This window comes from Aliidiomarina sedimenti (assembly GCF_003986955.1).
GTDB classification, from domain to species: Bacteria; Pseudomonadota; Gammaproteobacteria; order Enterobacterales; family Alteromonadaceae; genus Aliidiomarina; species Aliidiomarina sedimenti.
Genome location: NZ_PIPN01000003.1, coordinates 110163 through 127292 on the forward strand (window position 1 = coordinate 110163; position 17130 = coordinate 127292).

The 17130-nt window shown below is 53.0% G+C and carries 17 protein-coding genes; 12 read left to right on the forward strand and 5 right to left on the reverse strand.

All coding sequences use genetic code 11. From position 1 onward, the window contains the following. Window positions 1-6: 6 nt before the first annotated feature. Window positions 7-795 carry a hypothetical protein gene (locus CWE12_RS07515; RefSeq protein WP_198675717.1) on the reverse strand — a complete coding sequence of 263 codons (789 nt, stop codon included), beginning with the start codon at window positions 793-795 and terminating at the stop codon, window positions 7-9. Window positions 796-897: 102 nt separating this feature from the next. On the opposite strand from CWE12_RS07515, the gene CWE12_RS07520 reads away from it, so the two are divergent. Further along, entirely contained in the window at window positions 898-1632 is a 735-nt protein-coding gene (locus CWE12_RS07520) for an EAL domain-containing protein (protein ID WP_126789088.1), read from the forward strand. 21 nt (window positions 1633-1653) lie between these two features. On the opposite strand, the gene CWE12_RS07525 is transcribed toward CWE12_RS07520, so the two are convergent. Both CWE12_RS07525 and mutH read right to left on the reverse strand, forming a co-directional pair. Beyond that, complete coding sequence (locus tag CWE12_RS07525; RefSeq protein WP_126789089.1) at window positions 1654-2334, reverse strand: DUF2982 domain-containing protein; 681 nt, start codon at window positions 2332-2334, stop codon at window positions 1654-1656. Between the two features lie 163 nt (window positions 2335-2497). Continuing rightward, a complete protein-coding gene (gene mutH / locus CWE12_RS07530) occupies window positions 2498-3202 on the reverse strand; it encodes a DNA mismatch repair endonuclease MutH (protein WP_126789090.1) in 705 nt (234 codons plus the stop codon). 123 nt (window positions 3203-3325) lie between these two features. On the opposite strand from mutH, the gene rppH reads away from it, so the two are divergent. From rppH to tcdA, 6 genes are read left to right on the forward strand one after another with little or no spacing between them, the layout of a single operon-like run. Continuing rightward, complete coding sequence (gene rppH / locus CWE12_RS07535; RefSeq protein ID WP_126789091.1) at window positions 3326-3835, forward strand: RNA pyrophosphohydrolase; 510 nt, start codon at window positions 3326-3328, stop codon at window positions 3833-3835. A gap of 9 nt (window positions 3836-3844) precedes the next feature. Beyond that, a complete protein-coding gene (gene ptsP, locus CWE12_RS07540) occupies window positions 3845-6118 on the forward strand; it encodes a phosphoenolpyruvate--protein phosphotransferase (protein ID WP_126789383.1) in 2274 nt (757 codons plus the stop codon). Continuing rightward, window positions 6119-6916, forward strand: coding sequence for a sulfite exporter TauE/SafE family protein (locus CWE12_RS07545; RefSeq protein WP_126789092.1), 798 nt, complete (start codon window positions 6119-6121; stop codon window positions 6914-6916). A gap of 27 nt (window positions 6917-6943) precedes the next feature. Further along, on the forward strand, window positions 6944-7828 hold the full coding sequence (gene lgt / locus CWE12_RS07550; RefSeq protein ID WP_126789093.1) for a prolipoprotein diacylglyceryl transferase: 885 nt from the start codon (window positions 6944-6946) through the stop codon (window positions 7826-7828). Further along, a complete protein-coding gene (locus tag CWE12_RS07555) occupies window positions 7825-8658 on the forward strand; it encodes a thymidylate synthase (RefSeq protein WP_126789094.1) in 834 nt (277 codons plus the stop codon). Before lgt ends, CWE12_RS07555 begins: the two co-directional genes overlap by 4 nt. A 24-nt stretch (window positions 8659-8682) precedes the next feature. Continuing rightward, window positions 8683-9471, forward strand: a complete 789-nt coding sequence (tcdA, locus tag CWE12_RS07560) for a tRNA cyclic N6-threonylcarbamoyladenosine(37) synthase TcdA (RefSeq protein ID WP_126789095.1) — start codon at window positions 8683-8685, stop codon at window positions 9469-9471. A 5-nt stretch (window positions 9472-9476) separates the two neighbouring features. On the opposite strand, the gene CWE12_RS07565 is transcribed toward tcdA, so the two are convergent. Further along, a complete protein-coding gene (locus CWE12_RS07565; protein ID WP_126789096.1) occupies window positions 9477-9899 on the reverse strand; it encodes a SufE family protein in 423 nt (140 codons plus the stop codon). 187 nt (window positions 9900-10086) lie between these two features. Between CWE12_RS07565 and CWE12_RS07570 the strand changes: the two genes are divergently transcribed. The 5 genes from CWE12_RS07570 (at window position 10087) to ung (ending at window position 16758) form a co-directional block, all read left to right on the forward strand. Beyond that, a complete protein-coding gene (locus tag CWE12_RS07570) occupies window positions 10087-10836 on the forward strand; it encodes an electron transfer flavoprotein subunit beta/FixA family protein (RefSeq protein ID WP_126789097.1) in 750 nt (249 codons plus the stop codon). Continuing rightward, window positions 10833-11765 carry an electron transfer flavoprotein subunit alpha/FixB family protein gene (locus CWE12_RS07575; RefSeq protein ID WP_126789098.1) on the forward strand — a complete coding sequence of 311 codons (933 nt, stop codon included), beginning with the start codon at window positions 10833-10835 and terminating at the stop codon, window positions 11763-11765. The genes CWE12_RS07570 and CWE12_RS07575 overlap by 4 nt, the downstream gene beginning before the upstream one ends. A 178-nt stretch (window positions 11766-11943) precedes the next feature. Next, window positions 11944-13818 (forward strand): DUF1302 domain-containing protein, encoded by a 1875-nt coding sequence (locus tag CWE12_RS07580; RefSeq protein WP_126789099.1) that lies wholly within the window; start codon window positions 11944-11946, stop codon window positions 13816-13818. 136 nt (window positions 13819-13954) lie between these two features. Beyond that, entirely contained in the window at window positions 13955-16015 is a 2061-nt protein-coding gene (locus tag CWE12_RS07585; RefSeq protein ID WP_126789100.1) for a S9 family peptidase, read from the forward strand. Continuing rightward, window positions 16015-16758, forward strand: a complete 744-nt coding sequence (gene ung, locus CWE12_RS07590; RefSeq protein WP_241984163.1) for a uracil-DNA glycosylase — start codon at window positions 16015-16017, stop codon at window positions 16756-16758. Before CWE12_RS07585 ends, ung begins: the two co-directional genes overlap by 1 nt. Before the next feature lie 28 nt (window positions 16759-16786). On the opposite strand, the gene CWE12_RS07595 is transcribed toward ung, so the two are convergent. After that, the gene (locus CWE12_RS07595; RefSeq protein WP_126789101.1) at window positions 16787-16957 is read right to left on the reverse strand and encodes a DUF3545 family protein; all 171 of its coding nucleotides are present in this window, start codon (window positions 16955-16957) and stop codon (window positions 16787-16789) included. Window positions 16958-17130: the final 173 nt, after the last annotated feature.

Consider the following 17130-nt stretch of genomic DNA (forward strand, 5'->3'; position numbering starts at 1 on the left):
TGATCCTTATCCTATAATTGCTTCCAGTGCCCGTAAAATGGTGCGCGCTTCACTGCGCATGCGAGGCTCGCTGATGAGTTGCAGCTGTTCATGCCGACAGGGCACGGACTTCCCATAATGCAGGCTGAGTTCATCAGTCAGTTTTTCATTGGTAATGGTTAACGGGCAGGTCCAGTAATGCTGGCCGTCGACCCGGTAGACGGGAAGAAACTGCGCCGGCAGATTGAGTTTGTCGATGCTAAGATGCTCGGGATCGCGGTTATGCACGCGGACCTCGAGAATCGCCCGATGCGGCGCTGCAGGAAGCTCGTCAATACTTTGCACCAGCCCGGACTCAATTTCATAACATAACTCACCCCGGCGGGTATTACTGCCAAACCAGGTCAGTGGCAATTTCTCGACAAAAAACTCAATCAACGGGCGTTTATTGTTGCCAATATAAAGTTGGTACATCAACGGCAGGCTGACATAAAAATATGGTTTGCGGCCATGCGGGATCAGGATCGGCTGAGTCGGGCGGGCGACCAGGTTCTTATCAGCCATACAGGGGACAATGCGCAGGGTACTTTCCTGTTCTGCATTGCTCCAGCGTTGCCAGGTGTTGGCCTGGTCTGGCATGGTGACGTTACGTTCAATGCAAAGCGCACGTTGCAACGAGCAGGCGGGCGCCTCACGGTTAACCCGGGCAAGCACCCATTGTTGTGGCTGACGCTGGATAAACAACGTTTCCTCATGGGTCTCAATTGACACTGCTTCGCCTGGTGGTAATTGAAAGGCCTCGACGGCTTGCAACATGATACGCTAACTTAATAGAAATAAATGCGGGTTCCATCATCGCTTTTTTCGTTTTATCCGTAAAGTCGAGAAGTTGTAAACGTTCAGAGGAGGGCGATTTGAATGCCTAAATGCACAGACTGTCATTGCCATACGCCATTAGATTTCGCCATCCGCATGGCATTTCAGCCAATTGTTGATGTTGAACAGCGCAGCGTATTTGCGCATGAAGCGCTGGTGCGCGGCGAACATGGTGAAGGGGCCGGAGAAGTGATTGGCAGGGTCAATGCCGACAATCTGTACAGTTTTGACCAGGCCTGCCGGGTCAAGTCGATTGAAACCGCCGCTGCGGTTAAGCTCCCGGCAAAGTTATCGATCAATTTTATGCCGAATGCCATTTACGAGCCGGAAACCTGCCTGGCTAAAACGCTGCAAACTGCAAAGCGGGTTAATTTCCCTCATCAGAATATTATCTTCGAGGTGACCGAGCACGAGAAAGTGGAAAATCATGATTTACTGGTCGATGTATTCCAAACCTATCAGCGGCATGGTTTCATGACCGCCATCGATGACTTCGGTGAAGGCTACGCGGGGCTCAACCTGCTTGCTGACTTTCAGCCGGATTTGCTGAAACTGGATATGAAAATGATCCGGGGTATTGACCAGAACAGGGTCAAACAGGCGATTTTCTCGGGTATTGCGAAAGTGGCTGAAGAACTCGGCATCACGCTTATCGCTGAAGGCGTGGAAACGGCAGAAGAACACGCGTTCTTTAAACACGCGGGGGTGAAACTGCAACAGGGGTATTACTTCGCCCGGCCCGCCCTTGAACAAGCCATTATGCCTGAGTGGCGCTAATCCGCGCCTTTGCCCGTGAATTTAAAGGTACTGATTACGAGTTTGCTGCAATGCTTTAAGGTGAGCGACAAAGTCAGATAAGGGTCGATCGAACGCATTCTGCGGAATATAGAGGTCATAGCCGAGCAGTTCGCGCATCAGCTGCATGCGTACGGCAAAGGTGGCAAGGACACCGGAGTACCGTTTTCCGGTTTCGCTGACAAAGTAATCGGGCACTTCAAAATAATCAGTGTACTGGCGGTGCGCGGGCATTTCACTGCGTATGGCCTGGGTCATCAGCGCCCGCTGCTGATGCAGCAGATGCACCGCAAGGCGCGGCGACAGCTGCTGCAGGAAGGCATCGTAATGGCGTAAACGAATTCCAAGAAAAGCCAGTGGCTGGCGTTTGGCGCCATACTGCACCGTGGGCACGTCGTAGCGGACAATGTCGTCCCAGGTTAGTGTCCAGCGCCCGCGAATATGGATGTAATGTATTTTATCCGGGGTGATCTCAAGGCTGGTCTCCGGCTCAATCAGCTTACCGACGCCGAGCGCCATTGTGATTAAGCAAAACGATGACAGACACAGCCGCACCGGCCAGGGCATGAGCTCGGTTTGTCCGTGCACCAGTGCAATTAAAAGCAGACCTCCGGCCCCTAATAACAGGTAAAAGGAACCGTTGCGCTTCGTATGCGGACGTATTCTGCGGACCAGTTCAGTCATCGACTCGGCTCACCAAGGCTAACCACCCACCAGGCTATCCAGGGCAACAGTAAAATGCACCAGAGCAACAACAGGCGGGTTCGTTTACAGTATTCACAGTCGGTTTGCCACCATTGGCGCAACCGGCTTTTCATTTTCTTAGTCATAGTTTCAGCATGCTGAGTTACCAGCTGTTTTGCAAGGCACGCTGCAGAATCCGTGCGGTAAAATCAGTTTTCAGATAGTAGCCGCGGGGCAGCGTTTGAATGGTATCGCCGTCTGGCCCGATGGCCGCGGTTAAGGCTTTACTGTTTGCAGCTTTTGGGCGTAGTTGCAATGCTTGCCCATGACGCGCGGTAATTTGCTGGATCTGCCCCAGAATAATGCGCTCAGTGATTTCTTCCCAGTCGGCACGTAAAAGTGCATCTTCGTCGGCGGCTGGCTGCCAGAGGAAGGGCATACCGATGCAACGGTCGGCGGGTTTTATCTCACGTCGGCCATCCAGCGGGACCCAGAGTACTTTTTGCAGCTTATTACGGACATTGGACTGTTGCCAGCTGACCCCATTCAGTCCGAGTAGGGGGGCAATGCATACATAGGTGGTTTCCAGCGGCGTACCACCGCTATTAACCGGAATGGTTTTCAGCTCAATCCCCAGCTCAGGGAAATCCTGCTCTGGTCGGGACCCTGCTGAGGCGCCAAGGTAAAGCTCAATCAACTGACCGCTCCAGCCTTTTGCTCTGCTCAGATTATCCGGTGTGACCCAGCCGGCTTGCTCAGCCAGCCAGCCCAGCGGCATACCTGCCAGTGCACAGGCACGGGTCAGCAGCTGCTGTTCGTCGGCAGGCGGGTGAGACGGAACTTGTGGCAACTGTAAATAGTCGGACATCGGGGTCGTTATCGGTTGTGAAATAAGGTCTGTTGGTATGTTACCAGTTACAGGTAATGTTTGCCCATTGTTGGCCTTTATGGAAGAATCAAAGTCAGAGATGAATAGTATGGAGATGCTCGCGTGATTGATGCCGAAGGTTATCGTTCGAATGTCGGCATAGTGATATGTAACGAGCACGGGCAAGTCTTCTGGGCCAGACGTTATGGGCAAAATAGCTGGCAGTTTCCACAGGGCGGTATTGACGAAGGCGAGACGCCGGAACAGGCAATGTTTCGTGAGTTATACGAAGAAGTGGGCTTACGTCCCGAGCAAGTGGAACTTATTTATACCAGCCGTAACTGGTTTCGCTACAAGTTACCGAAACGTTTGGTGCGCAAAGGCGCCAAACCCGTGTGTATTGGACAGAAACAGAAATGGTTTTTGTTACGTTTGACCTGCCCGGAATCAGATGTCGATGTGTTGCAGTCCGGCCATCCGGAGTTTGATGGCTGGCGCTGGGTGTCCTACTGGTATCCGGTGCGTCAGGTGGTGTCCTTTAAAAGGGACGTGTACCGCCGTGTAATGAAAGAATTTGCGGCTATCGCCATGCCATTTCAACATAAACGTTCTAAACGTAAGCGCAGGCGATAACCTATGGTGATGCTGGCAAAATTACATCGAATTGTTGAGGCGGTAAATCAGGCGCCGGAGTTTGATACTGCCCTGCGTACCATGGTGACCCGGGTTAAAGCTGCTCTGCAAACGGATGTATGCAGCATCTATATTGCTGACTATCAATCTGAGGAATTTGTCCTCGCTGCCTCAGATGGCCTGCGTATGAATCAGGGTGAACGGATCACGCTGAAATTCGGTGAAGGCCTTATCAGCCTCGCCGCACAGCGTGAAGAGCCGCTCAACTTCGCCAATGCGGCACAGCACCCAAGCTTTAAACTGGTTGATGAGGTCGAAGAAGAAGGCTTCAGGGCCATGCTGGTCGCGCCTATTATTCACCAGCGCCGGGTGATGGGTGTGCTGGCGGTGCAGCAAGCGGCGGCCCGGGCATTTTCTGCAGACGAAGAATCCTTTGTGGTGACTTTGGCCGCGCAGTTAGCGTCGGTCATTGCGCACGCCGAGGCCAAGGGTTTGTTGGCCAGTCATACTGCGCCGTGGCTACGGAGCCTGCATGCAGTGCCCGGTTCGCCTGGGGTTGCTATTGGTCGCGCTTTTATTGGCAAGCCTGCTGCCCGGCTAAGTGCAGTGGTTCCACGAAAAACTGAAAAACCCTGGCGCCATATTCGTTTGTTCCGCAAAGCGGTGATGCAAACCCGCCGTGAGTTGCAGGATCTGGCAAAGCAAGTTGCGAGCTATGTAGCGGAAGACACCCTGGCTATTTTTGATGTCTACCAGGGGATGCTTGATGCGGCCTCATTAGGCAACGCGGTTGAAAGCAAAATCCGCGATGGCTGGATGGCACAAACCGCGGTCAAGCTGACCGTGGAAGACTATGTAGCTCAGTTTGAAGACCTTGAGGACCCCTATCTGCAGGAGCGGGCGGTCGATGTGCGTGACCTCGGCCAGCGTATTCTGTCGCATCTGCAGCAGCGCAGTAGTCGCGATCAGGTGATTCCGGACCACTGTATCCTGGTGGCTGAGGAAGTCACCGCCAGTATGCTGGCTGAAATCCCGCGGGAGAAACTGCAGGGCATTGTGTCATTACGAGGCAGTGCCAACTCGCATGCAGCAATCATGGCCCGCAGTATGGGCGTGCCGGCGGTGCTGGGGATTGAAGATGTGCCGTTGCAGTACCTTGAAGAACAGTTTCTGATAGTGGACGGGTATTCGGGGGAGCTCTTTGTAAATCCCTTTGAGCAGGTCCTGGACGAGTATAAACAGCTGCAGCTGGAAGAAGAGGAACTGGCTGAAATTGTTGCCCGGGATCGTGATTTGCCTGCGCAAACTCAGGATGGGGTGGCGGTAACCCTGCAAATTAACGCCGGTCTGAATATCGAGCATGGGGTTGAACACAACGGTCATTATGACGGCATTGGCCTCTATCGCACCGAAATTCCATTCATGATGAAAGATCGCTTTCCTACGGAAGCTGAGCAGACTGAGCTTTATCATCAGGTGTTACAGAGTTTTGGCGATCTGCCAGTGGTCATGCGCACGCTTGACGTGGGTGGTGATAAACCGCTGCCGTATTTTCCATTGCACGAAGACAACCCCTTTCTGGGCTGGCGTGGTATTCGGCTGACCCTCGACCACCCTGAGATTTTCCTGGTGCAGGCTCGCGCTATGCTGGCGGCCAATGTGGGGCGCAGTAATCTGAAAATTCTGCTGCCGATGATATCCTCACTGGAAGAAGTCGAAGAAGCGGCACGCTTACTCAATCAGGCGTATTTCGAAGTGCGCAATGAGCTGGTGCAGAAACAACCGGGGGCGACGCTGGCACGACCTGAGCTTGGTGTGATGATAGAAGTGCCGGGTATTTTATATCAGCTGGAAATGATTGCACCGCGAGTTGATTTCTTTTCGGTCGGTACCAATGACCTGACCCAGTATTTACTTGCAGTGGATCGCAACAACCCGCGCGTAGCCAGCCTGTATGAACCCTATCACCCGGCCGTATTGCGGGCACTGATGCATATCATTGAAGAATGCCACCGTCTGGACCGACCGGTCAGTGTGTGTGGCGAATTTGCCGGTGATCCGGGCGGCGCGATGTTACTTATCGCGATGGGCTACCGCAACCTGAGCATGAATAGTCACAACCTGGATAAAGTGAAGTGGATAATCCGTAATGTGCACACCAGCACCTTGCAGGTGTTGCTGACTCAGGCGTTGAAAGCACGGCATCCGTCGCAGGTCCGCAGAATTGTGAATAATAAGCTGGAAAGCCTCGGCCTGGGCGGCTTTATCCGGGCGGGCAAGTAGATGCTGCTGAGCTTTTTCCTGTTGGCATTGGGTGGGATACTGGCCGGCCTGTTGTCGGGCATGCTCGGCATTGGCGGCGGTATTGTGGTCGTCCCGTTGTTAATCTACCTGTTGCCACTGATGGGGATTGAAGCGGCGCTGGTGGTGCCGATGGCGGTGGGTACCAGTCTTGCCACTATTGTCGTGACCACCTTGTCAGGCGCCTATGCGCATCACCGCCATCGTATGATCCTGTGGCCTTGGGTGGGGCTGATTGCCCCTTGCATGGTCGGCGGCGGTATAGTGGGGGCCATGCTCGGGGTTAAAATTGAGCCTCAATTATTGCAGCGAATTTTTGCCACTGTTCTGTTACTGCTGGCCGCGCGGATGATCTGGAAGATGCAGCCGCGCGCCGACGACAAACGAATCCGGCGCACCCCGGTGCGGCTATGGTCCGTCGGTATTGGTGTTATTTCGTCGCTGGTGGGGATCGGTGGTGGTGCCCTGGTAGTGCCGCTGTTGCATTTTTACCAGATTACCATGCGCCATGCAGTGGCAGTGGCTGCTGTGTGTAGCGTTCTGCTGGCCTTTGTTGGTACCATCACCTACGCGTTACTGGGTCAGCAGGTGAGTGCAGGGGTGGTTAAGGGCGCGGTCGGCTTTATTTACCTCCCCGCCTGGTTAGGGATTGCCGTGATGTCGGTGTTGATGGCGCCTGTTGGCGCGCGACTGGCGCGGATTTTACCGGTACGCTGGTTACAGCGTGCCTTTGCCTTGCTGCTGATTGTGGTATCAGTGCATCTTTTCGTCACTGTCTGACGACCATTAACAAGGATTGCAGAAGCAATGACTCGAGACTATTACGTTCATCCGGGATTTGACCCGATTTTTTTTAGCGTAGGTCCACTGGATGTGCGCTGGTATGGCTTGATGTACCTGGTTGGGCTGGCATTCGCCTGGTGGTGGGGCAACCGACAGGCCGACCGCTCTCAGCAGGGGCAGGCCATCGGCGGTGAAGTATGGACCCGTGAGCAATGGAGCGATTTATTGTTCTGGGGCTTTCTGGCGCTGATTATTGGTGGCCGCGTGGGTTATGTGCTGTTTTATCAGTTCAGTGCGTTCCTTGCCAACCCATTGTACCTTTTCGATATCACCTCGGGCGGCATGTCGTTCCACGGTGGCTTGCTCGGCGCGATTGTTGCGATCCTGCTATATGCCAAAGTGAAAGGGCGCTCGATCATGGCGGTGGGTGACTTTGTTGCCCCTCTGGTTCCAATTGGCTTAGGTGCAGGGCGGATAGGCAACTATATTAACGGCGAGCTGTGGGGGCGTACCACTGACGTGCCATGGGCAGTGATTTTCCCGGCGGCCGGGCCTGACCCGCGGCACGCATCCCAGTTGTATCAGGCGTTCTTTGAAGGCCTGCTGTTGTTTGCTTTATTGTTTTGGTTTAGCCGCCGTCAGCGGCCGACCGGCGCCATTGCGGGTTTATTCTTGATTGGCTACGGCTGCGCACGTTTGTTCACCGAGTATTTCCGTGAACCCGATGCTCATCTCGGTTTGTTGGCCGCGTCACTGTCGATGGGCCAATGGTTATCGATCCCCATGGTGCTAGTGGGAGTTCTGTTTCTGCTGCTCGCGTATCGTGGCGTATTTAAGCCACGTTACACGCAGCAAGTGGCGAGCAAAGAGAGCAAAACGCAGGGTAAACAGCGTGGAGGCAAGTCATGAAACAATACCTGCAACTGATGCAGCATGTGCTTGATAATGGGGTCGACAAAAGTGATCGTACCGGCACTGGCACACGCAGTGTGTTTGGCCACCAGATGCGTTTTAATCTGGCCGATGGCTTCCCGCTGGTAACCACCAAAAAGTGCCACTTACGCTCGATACTTCATGAATTACTCTGGTTTCTCAGTGGTGAGACCAATATCAGCTATCTGCAACAAAATGGGGTCAGTATCTGGGACGAATGGGCCACCGATGAGGGTGATTTAGGGCCTGTGTATGGCGCACAGTGGCGTAGCTGGCCGACCCCGGACGGCGGTCATATTGACCAGATTCAGGCGCTGGTGGACCAAATAAAGACCAACCCGGATTCTCGCCGGCTGCTGGTCAGTGCATGGAACCCGGCGGTGTTACCGCAAGCAGGGTTGAGCCCCAAAGAAAATGCGGCAAAAGGCCTGCAGGCACTACCACCCTGCCATACCATGTTCCAATTTTACGTTGCTGATGGCAAGTTGTCCTGTCAGCTCTACCAGCGCAGTGCCGATGTGTTCCTTGGGGTTCCATTTAACATTGCCAGCTATGCATTGTTGACCATGATGCTGGCGCAAGTCTGTGAGTTAGAGCCCGGCGACTTTGTGCATACCTTTGGTGATGCGCATTTGTATAGTAACCATTTCGATCAGGCGCGAGAGCAGTTGAGCAGAACGCCGTATCAGTTGCCGACCATGCGCATGAACCCTGAGGTGAAAGACCTGTTTGCGTTCACCTTTGATGATTTCGAACTGGTCGACTATAAGGCGCACCCGCACATCAAGGCGCCGATCGCTATCTGAGGCCAACCAATCAACGAAGGCAGTATGGATGATTTTGCACGTCGCTTTGGCGGCATTGAGCGCTTATACGGGACCGCAAATACCGCAGTGATCCGCAGCTTGCACCTGGCGGTGGTCGGGGTTGGCGGTGTTGGGTCGTGGGCTGCTGAGGCACTGGTCCGCAGTGGCATCGGTGAACTCACTCTGGTCGATATGGACGATGTTTGCTTAAGTAATATGAATCGGCAGTCACATGCGCTGACCGATACCATCGGCCGACCGAAGATCGAAGTACTGGGCGAACGGTTGTTGCAGATAAATCCCGACTTAACGCTGCATCTGGTTGATGATTTCGCGACGCCGTCTAATCTGGCTGAGATCTTTGCCAATCGGCCGCATGGGATACTCGATGCCATCGACAGCATTGCCGCAAAGACCGCGCTGTTGGCCTGGTGCAAACGGCAAAAAATTCCGGTTGTGACCACAGGTGGAGCCGGCGGACAAATTGATCCGAGCCAGATTGCCGTCGCCGATGTGGCGCGGGTTAGTCAGGACCCGTTAATGGCCAAGGTTCGCTCGCAGCTACGTCGCGACTATAACTTTACCACCAACCCCAAACGTAAATTTGGCATCCATTGCGTGTATTCCACTGAGCAATTGCGTTATCCGGCGGGGGATGGCGAGGTTTCCTACGCAAAACCTGGTACTCAGAGCGGTCGTATGGACTGTAGTAGTGGTTTCGGTGCCAGTATGATGGTGACCGCCAGCTTTGGTTTGCAGGCCGCGGCGGTGCTGCTGAACCGTTTGTTACCGCAGGCTAAGCCTGGGGCCTAGTGGGTTCAGGTCGGTGGCAAGGTCTGTGCCGCGGCTTTCGCGGCTTTAATTACCTGGTACAACCCGTTACTGCGCGACGGGCTTAACTGCTTTTCCAGGCCACAGGATGTCAGCCATGCGCTGGCGTCGAATTGCATTGCTGCCTCTGCAGTTTGCCCTTGCAGAGGTAACAGTGAGGCGTAGATCAGCGCCTGCACCATCCGTGCATCGCTCTGAAAGCGGTAATTCGCATGCTGCTGAGTCCCTTCTACGCGGAGGTAGACCTGAGCTTCGCAGCCATGCACACGGTTGGCAGGGGTGCGCTGATCCGGGTCCAGTGACGCTTGTGTTTTGGCGGCCAGTAAGAGAACCCGGTAGGTTTCCTGCCAGTTACCCTGGGCAAGAAGTTGCTGACGCAGACTGTCAGCTTCTGCAGGCAAAGTTGTCATAAGGTGTCGCCAGCCAGTTTGATGTGAACAAATAATGAACGCTGCCAGTATAAGTTGACAGCAAGTTAATGGAAATTCGCCGATATTATACCCATAAGCCTTGTTTGATGCAGGCGGGTTTTACATAATGCCGCACGGATTATCTGAATTTACCTGAATCTTTACGACGTAAAGAAGGATTGAAGTTATGAAAATTTTGGTCGCGGTGAAGCGCGTGATTGACTACAACGTCAAAGTCCGTGTGAAAGCCGATCAGTCAGACGTGGATCTGGCGAACGTTAAAATGGCATTAAACCCTTTTTGTGAAATTGCCATCGAAGAAGCAGTGCGATTGAAAGAGAAGGGCACGGCTGAAGAAGTGGTGGTGGTTTCGATTGGCCCGAAAGCCTGCCAGGAACAGATCCGCACCGCGTTGGCATTAGGTGCCGACCGTGGCATTCATGTCGAAGCCGATACGATGCCAGATTCGCTGGCAGTGGCTAAACTGTTAAAAGCAGTCGTTGCCGAAGAAAAGCCAGACATGGTTATTTTAGGTAAGCAGTCTATCGATTCAGATAACAACCAGACTGGCCAGATGCTGGGTGCGCTTACTGGCATGCCGCAAGGTACCTTCGCCTCTGAAGTGAAAGTTGAAGACGGCAAAGTGGATGTCACCCGCGAAGTGGATGGCGGTTTGCAAACCTTACGTTTGACCTTGCCTGCTATTGTGACCACCGACTTGCGTCTCAACGAGCCACGTTACGCGTCGCTGCCGAATATTATGAAAGCCAAGCGCAAGCCGCTTGAGGTCAAATCGCCAGCTGATTTGGGTGTCGAAGTCAGCAGCAACATCAAGCTTTTGAAAGCGGAGCCACCGGCTGAACGTAGCGCTGGAGTTCGCGTAGCAGATGTCGCAGAACTGGTCGATAAACTGAAGAACGAGGCAAAAGTATTATGAGCATTTTAGTGATTGCCGAACACGATAATCAGAGCCTGAACCAGGCTACTCTGAAAGCAGTTGCAGCCGCGCAGCAGATTGGCGGTGATGTGGATATGCTGGTAGCAGGGCTGAATGCCCAGGGTGTCGCAGATAACGCGGCCCAGGTTGAAGGGATCAAACGGGTCCGGCTTGCGGACAATGCAGCCTATGAGCATCAACTGGCGGAAAACGTCAGTGAGCTGGTGGCGAAAGTCGGTGCTGACTACAGCCATATTCTGGCGCCTGCGACTACCACCGGCAAAAATATGATGCCGCGGGTCGCAGCACTACTTGATGTTGGCCAGATTTCAGACATCGTCGCGGTAGAAAGTGCAGATACCTTTAAGCGTCCTATCTATGCTGGTAACGCGATTGCCACGGTGCAAAGCAGCGACAGTATTAAAGTTATTACCGTCCGTGGTACTGCATTCGACGCCGCCAGTGCATCCGGTGGCAGTGCCTCGGTAGAGGCTATCGGCGATGTATTCAACAGCGATAAAGTTGAATTTGTTGGTGAACAGCTGGCTGAATCAGAACGCCCGGATCTTGCCTCAGCACCTGTGGTGATTTCAGGTGGTCGCGGTATGCAAAATGGCGAGAACTTTAAGCTATTGGAAAGTCTGGCAGACAAACTGGGTGCTGCGGTCGGTGCGTCGCGTGCTGCAGTCGATGCTGGCTTTGTGCCAAATGACATGCAAGTTGGCCAGACGGGTAAAATTGTCGCTCCACAGTTGTATATCGCAGTGGGTATCAGTGGCGCGATTCAACATCTGGCGGGAATGAAAGACTCAAAGGTGATTGTGGCTATCAACAAAGACGAAGAGGCGCCAATTTTTCAGGTTGCTGATTATGGTCTGGTAGCGGATTTATTTGAGGCTTTGCCAGAGTTAGAAAAGGCGTTATCTTAATCTGATAACAACTAGTGACAAGCAGGTTAGTCCTCTGCTAACCTGCTTGCTATAGTTACAAAAAATAAACGTTTACTGGATCAATGTCTGGTCGACGATAAAGTAATAACGCCAGGGACTCTCACGTTTTGTGGGGTACGCAGGATAGGTGGCAACAACAATGAAAAGAAATCCAACTATGATAAAAAAATTACCTCTCGCCTCTGCGATTGCTATGGCACTCGCATTGCCAGCCCAAGCTGTTGAATTTGATCTCGGCCGTTACAACGTGCGTGTCGATTCAACTTTATCCATTGGTGCCACGATGCGCACTGAAGATCCAGACATGCGCGTTATCCACCCGGGTAACATGGCTGGAGGTGAAGGCCAGTCGGGGGTTGCCGACGACGGTAACCTGAACTACGAGAAAGGTGACCTGACATCTTTGGTTTTCCGTGGCATCCACGACGTCGCAGTCGATGGTGGTAATCATGGCTTCTTTGTTCGTTTTAACTACTGGTATGACGATATTCTGAAAAACGAAAACGTCTATCATGGTCACGCCGCCACGAATTACTACCCGGACGCGCGCCTCAACACCAACGCATTCGATGACTACTCAGCTGGCAGCGGTCTTAATTTGCTGGATGCGTTTTTCTACACTGGTTTTGACCTTGGTCAGATGCCGGTTGATTTACGTATTGGTCGTCAGGTTCTGAGCTGGGGTGAAAGCACCTTTATCCAGAACGGTATTAATTCAATTAACCCTGCTGATGTGAACGCGATTCGCCGACCTGGCGCCGAAGTTCGTGAAGCCTTGTTGCCGATTGGTATGGTCACCGCGTCTATCGGCCTGAATGCCGAATGGAGTCTGGATGCCTTTAGTGCATTTGAATGGGACAACACCAAGCTGGATGGTTGTGGTAGCTTCTTCTCGACGGTCGATATTGTCGGTGGTCCAGGCTGTGACAAAGTAACCCTGAACCCGCAAATTGCACCGGGTCGTTTCCTTAGCGACCAGGAGTCGGTGGAAGCAGGCGCTTACATCACCCGTGCTGGTGACCGTGACGCAAGTGACAGTGGCCAGTATGGTTTAGCGGCGCGTTATTACTCGACTGGGCTTGATACTGAATTCGGTTTCTTCTTTATCAACGTCCACAATACACAGCCTATTATTTCAGCCTATGACTGGGATACGCTGGCGTGGGACACCGCCACTGAAACCGCGCCTAGCGGTTGGCAGACAGGTGATATCAGCACGGCAAACGTAGCCGCTATTGGTCCTCGGTATTTTATCGAGTGGCCGGAAGATAACAAAATTTTCGGTACCAGCTTCAGTACCACACTGGGTGCCTGGTCCTGGTCTGGTGAAGTAAGCTATCGCCCAAATCAGGCGGTGCAAATCAATACCACCGAGATCCTGACGGCTGGTTTACAACCGGCAGTACCAAGCAGTTTCAGAAGCCGCATTACAGAAGCCCGCGGCGGCGATGTTGATGCGCCAGTGGGTGCCTATGCGCGCGGCTTTGAAGAGCTTGAGGTGTATCAGGCGCAAATGACCTTTGTGAACTTCTTTGATCGCCTGTGGGGTTCTCAACGGATGACCTTTATTGGCGAAGTTGGTGCCAACTATGTCGCTGATTTACCAGGCCTGGATGAACAACGTTTTGGTCGCAACCCGGTTTACGGTAAATGCCTGACGTCACAGGACCAGGCAACTATTGCACAGTTGCAGGGGAATCCGGGAGCAAGTGCCGGGGACTTCAACGACCAGAATTGTGAAGGTTTTGTCACTGACCTGTCGTTCGGTTATCGTGCACGCTTCGTGTTTGAATACGCAAACGTGTACAAGGGCTGGAACCTGAATCCGACACTGGTATTTAACCACGACGTTCATGGCTATTCACCAAACTCTAACTTTATTGAAGGGCGCATCAATGTAGGTGTGTTGATGGATGCGAGCTACCAGAGCAAATATCGCCTGTCATTAGCGTACAACCATTACACAGGTGCTGATTATGACCCGGCAATGGACCGTAATCACGTCGGTGTTAACTTCGCGTACTCGTTCTAACCGGAACGGGTCACGGAAACGACCAAAGGGTTTAAAGCAGGGGCAGATGCCCGGCTAACACCTTGAATATGTTAAAAAGCCAGCTTATGCTGGCTTTTTTGTTGGATTCAATCTGATCGATTGATAGGGGCATGGTATGAAACCAGGTTTAAATTATTTACTGACGGCGTCGGCGGCGCTGGCAGCGTTCGCATGGCCGGTGTCTGCAGCTGAGAGTGAGATTAACCCACTGCAGTATGACGATGTCTTCGAGCTGGAGCTGGCAGCCGATCCGCAGGTCCATGCCAATGGCAATCACGTGGTCTTTGTTCGGCGCAGCATGGACCGCCAGGCAGACCGTATGGTAGGACGGTTGTGGCAGGTGGCTACTGACGGTTCGAACCTGCGTCCGCTGACCTCGGGTGAGGGCAATGAAAGCAGTCCACGTTGGTCGCCTGACTTCGAACGGCTGGCGTATGTGTCTGACCAAAGTGGTAGCCAGCAAATCCATATTCGCTGGCAGGACAGCGGGCACACCTCGCTGGTTTCTACGCTTCCGTTTAGCCCGGGTAGCCTGAGCTGGTCGCCGGACGGCGAATGGTTTGCCTTTACCATGTTTACGCCTGAATCACGCCAGGCCCCGGTACAACTTCCGGGCAAGCCAGCAGGCGCAGAATGGGCAGAGGCCCCAACCTATATTGACAGTGTCCAGTACCGCCGCGATGGCGCTGGCTATTCCCCGCAGGGGAACTCTCATCTGTACGTGATGCCCGTCGAAGGGGGCACACCTCGGCAGTTGACCGAGGGTGACTACGATGTGCGTGGAACGATAAGTTGGAGCCACGACGGTGGGGCTATTTATTACAGTGCTAATAAGAACGAAAACCCGGTCACAGAACCAGTGAACTCGGATATTTATCGGGTCGAAGTAGACTCTGCAGAAGTGCAGCGTATAACCAGTACCAATGGTCCGGCAAGCGAGCCAAAAGTGTCGCCTGATGGCCGTCAGATAGCCTTTGTCGGTTATCAAGATCGCCAGTTAGCGCATCAGGCAAACCGCCTCTACGTGATGAATACGGATGGTTCTGAGATCCGTAACCTGACCGAAGATCTTGACCGCAGTGTGAGTAGCTTTGAGTGGGCCCGCGATGGCCGTGGTATTTACTTTAGCTATGATGACGAGGGCGAAGGTCATTTGGCGCTGCATACGTTACGCGGTGTTGCCGAAACCCTGACTGACGGTGTGGGCGGCCTGTCTTATAGTCGCCCGTATACTGGTGGGCAGTTCTCGGTCGCCGACAATGGCAAGCTTGTATTTACCCAAATGGCAAGTAACCACCCCGCCGAACTTGCCTTCCTGGAGGGCAGTCAGACCCGCCCGATTACTCAGCTCAACCGCGATTTCCTTAGTTCATTCAGCGTCGGTGAGGTGGAGGAGTTCTGGCTCGAATCGTCGGTGGACGACACCCGGATTCAGGGCTGGATCATGTATCCACCGGGCTTTGATGAAAGCAAACAGTACCCAATGATTCTTGAGATCCACGGCGGTCCCCATGCGGCTTACGGCCCTGCGTTCGCGATGGAACTGCAACTGATGGCGGCGCAAGGCTATGTGGTGGTCTACACCAATCCACGTGGCAGTACCAGCTATGGCGAAGACTTTGCTAATCTGATCCATCATAATTACCCAAGCAATGACTACGATGACTTGATGGATGCAGTGGATTTGGTGGTCTCGCGCGGTTTTGTCGATGAAGAGGAACTCTTTGTGATGGGCGGCAGTGGTGGCGGCGTGCTGACCTCATGGAGTATCGCTCATACTGATCGCTTTGCTGCGGCTATGGTGGTGAACCCGGTTATAAACTGGATTAGCTTTACCTTAACTGCAGATATGTACCCCTATTTCAGCCAGTACTGGTTCCCGGGTTTGCCATGGGACAATGTTGAACACTATATGGAGTATTCACCGATTAGCCATGTCGGCAAGGTCAATACGCCGGTACTGTTGTTCACGGGTGAGTCGGATCACCGTACTCCAATCAGTGAAACGGAGCAGTATTATCAGGCGCTCAAACTACGTGGGGTGGAATCGGCAATGGTTCGAGTGCCCGGTGCATCCCATGCTTTGCACCTGCGTCCGAGTAACCTGATGGCGAAACCAGCCTATGCGGTGTACTGGTTTGACCGTTTTCGCGCCAATGGCGGTGAAAGCAACTGATGCAAATGTCGGATCTGACCTGCCCGATTTGGCAGTCATTGCTGGCTGATGAAGCAGAGCAGGAATATTTCCAGACCCTGAGTGAAAAAGTGGACCAGGCCAGATCTGGTCCACTGCCGGTTTATCCGCCGTCAGCTGATGTTTTCCGGGCGTTTCAGTTAACCCCCTATGCAAAGGTCAAAGTGGTCATTCTGGGGCAGGATCCGTATCACCAGCCTGGCCAGGCTCAGGGATTGTCATTTTCGGTGCCAGCAGACGTCAGGCTGCCACCGTCACTGCGCAATATATACAAGGCGCTGGCTTTGGACATTGAAAGCTTTGAAGCGCCATTGCAGGGCGATTTGAGCAGCTGGGCAGAGCAGGGAGTGTTACTGCTGAATACGGTACTGACAGTGAATGAAGGACAGCCTCATTCCCATGCAAAATGGGGGTGGGAGCAATTTACCGGGAACCTGTTGCGCTGCCTCAACGAGCACCCGCAACCTCTGGTATTTTTATTGTGGGGCAAGCATGCGCAGAATGCAGCCGCGGTGATTACTGACTCACGTCATCTAAAATTAAGCAGTGTGCACCCGTCACCATTATCGGCGCATCGGGGGTTTTTTCAGTGTGGCCATTTTAGCCAGAGTAATCAATTTCTGCTGCAACAGGGAAGAGACGCTGTGGAGTGGTGCAGCGTTATGCGGCAGCAGCCTGCAGACCCCGGGCAAAAACAATCACGCCAGCAAAAGCTGGCGTGGTAAGTTTTAGTGTTTGAGTGTGTAGCAACTACTAGAGTTCAAGCTCTTCGAGCTCGCAATCGAAGCAGTAGTCGATGTCCATCAACTCTTTGCGTAAGCTATGACGTTCTTTCAACGCTTCGATTTCACGCCATTTGCGCTTGTTCGCACGAGACTTACTGGTTTTTTCAGTGACGTTTTTTAGTTCTTCTGAATGGTCCACTGGGCACCCCCTTTGTCTAACGAATCATTAACAAAATGCTAACGTATTAACCTTTTACCACATCTGAACCGATTGTAAAACTCTTTTGTTGCAGAATTATTAACATATTTCGTAGTGCAGGTGCGGGAGTGGATCACTGACAATCTTTTGCGGACATAAAAAAGCCCAGCACT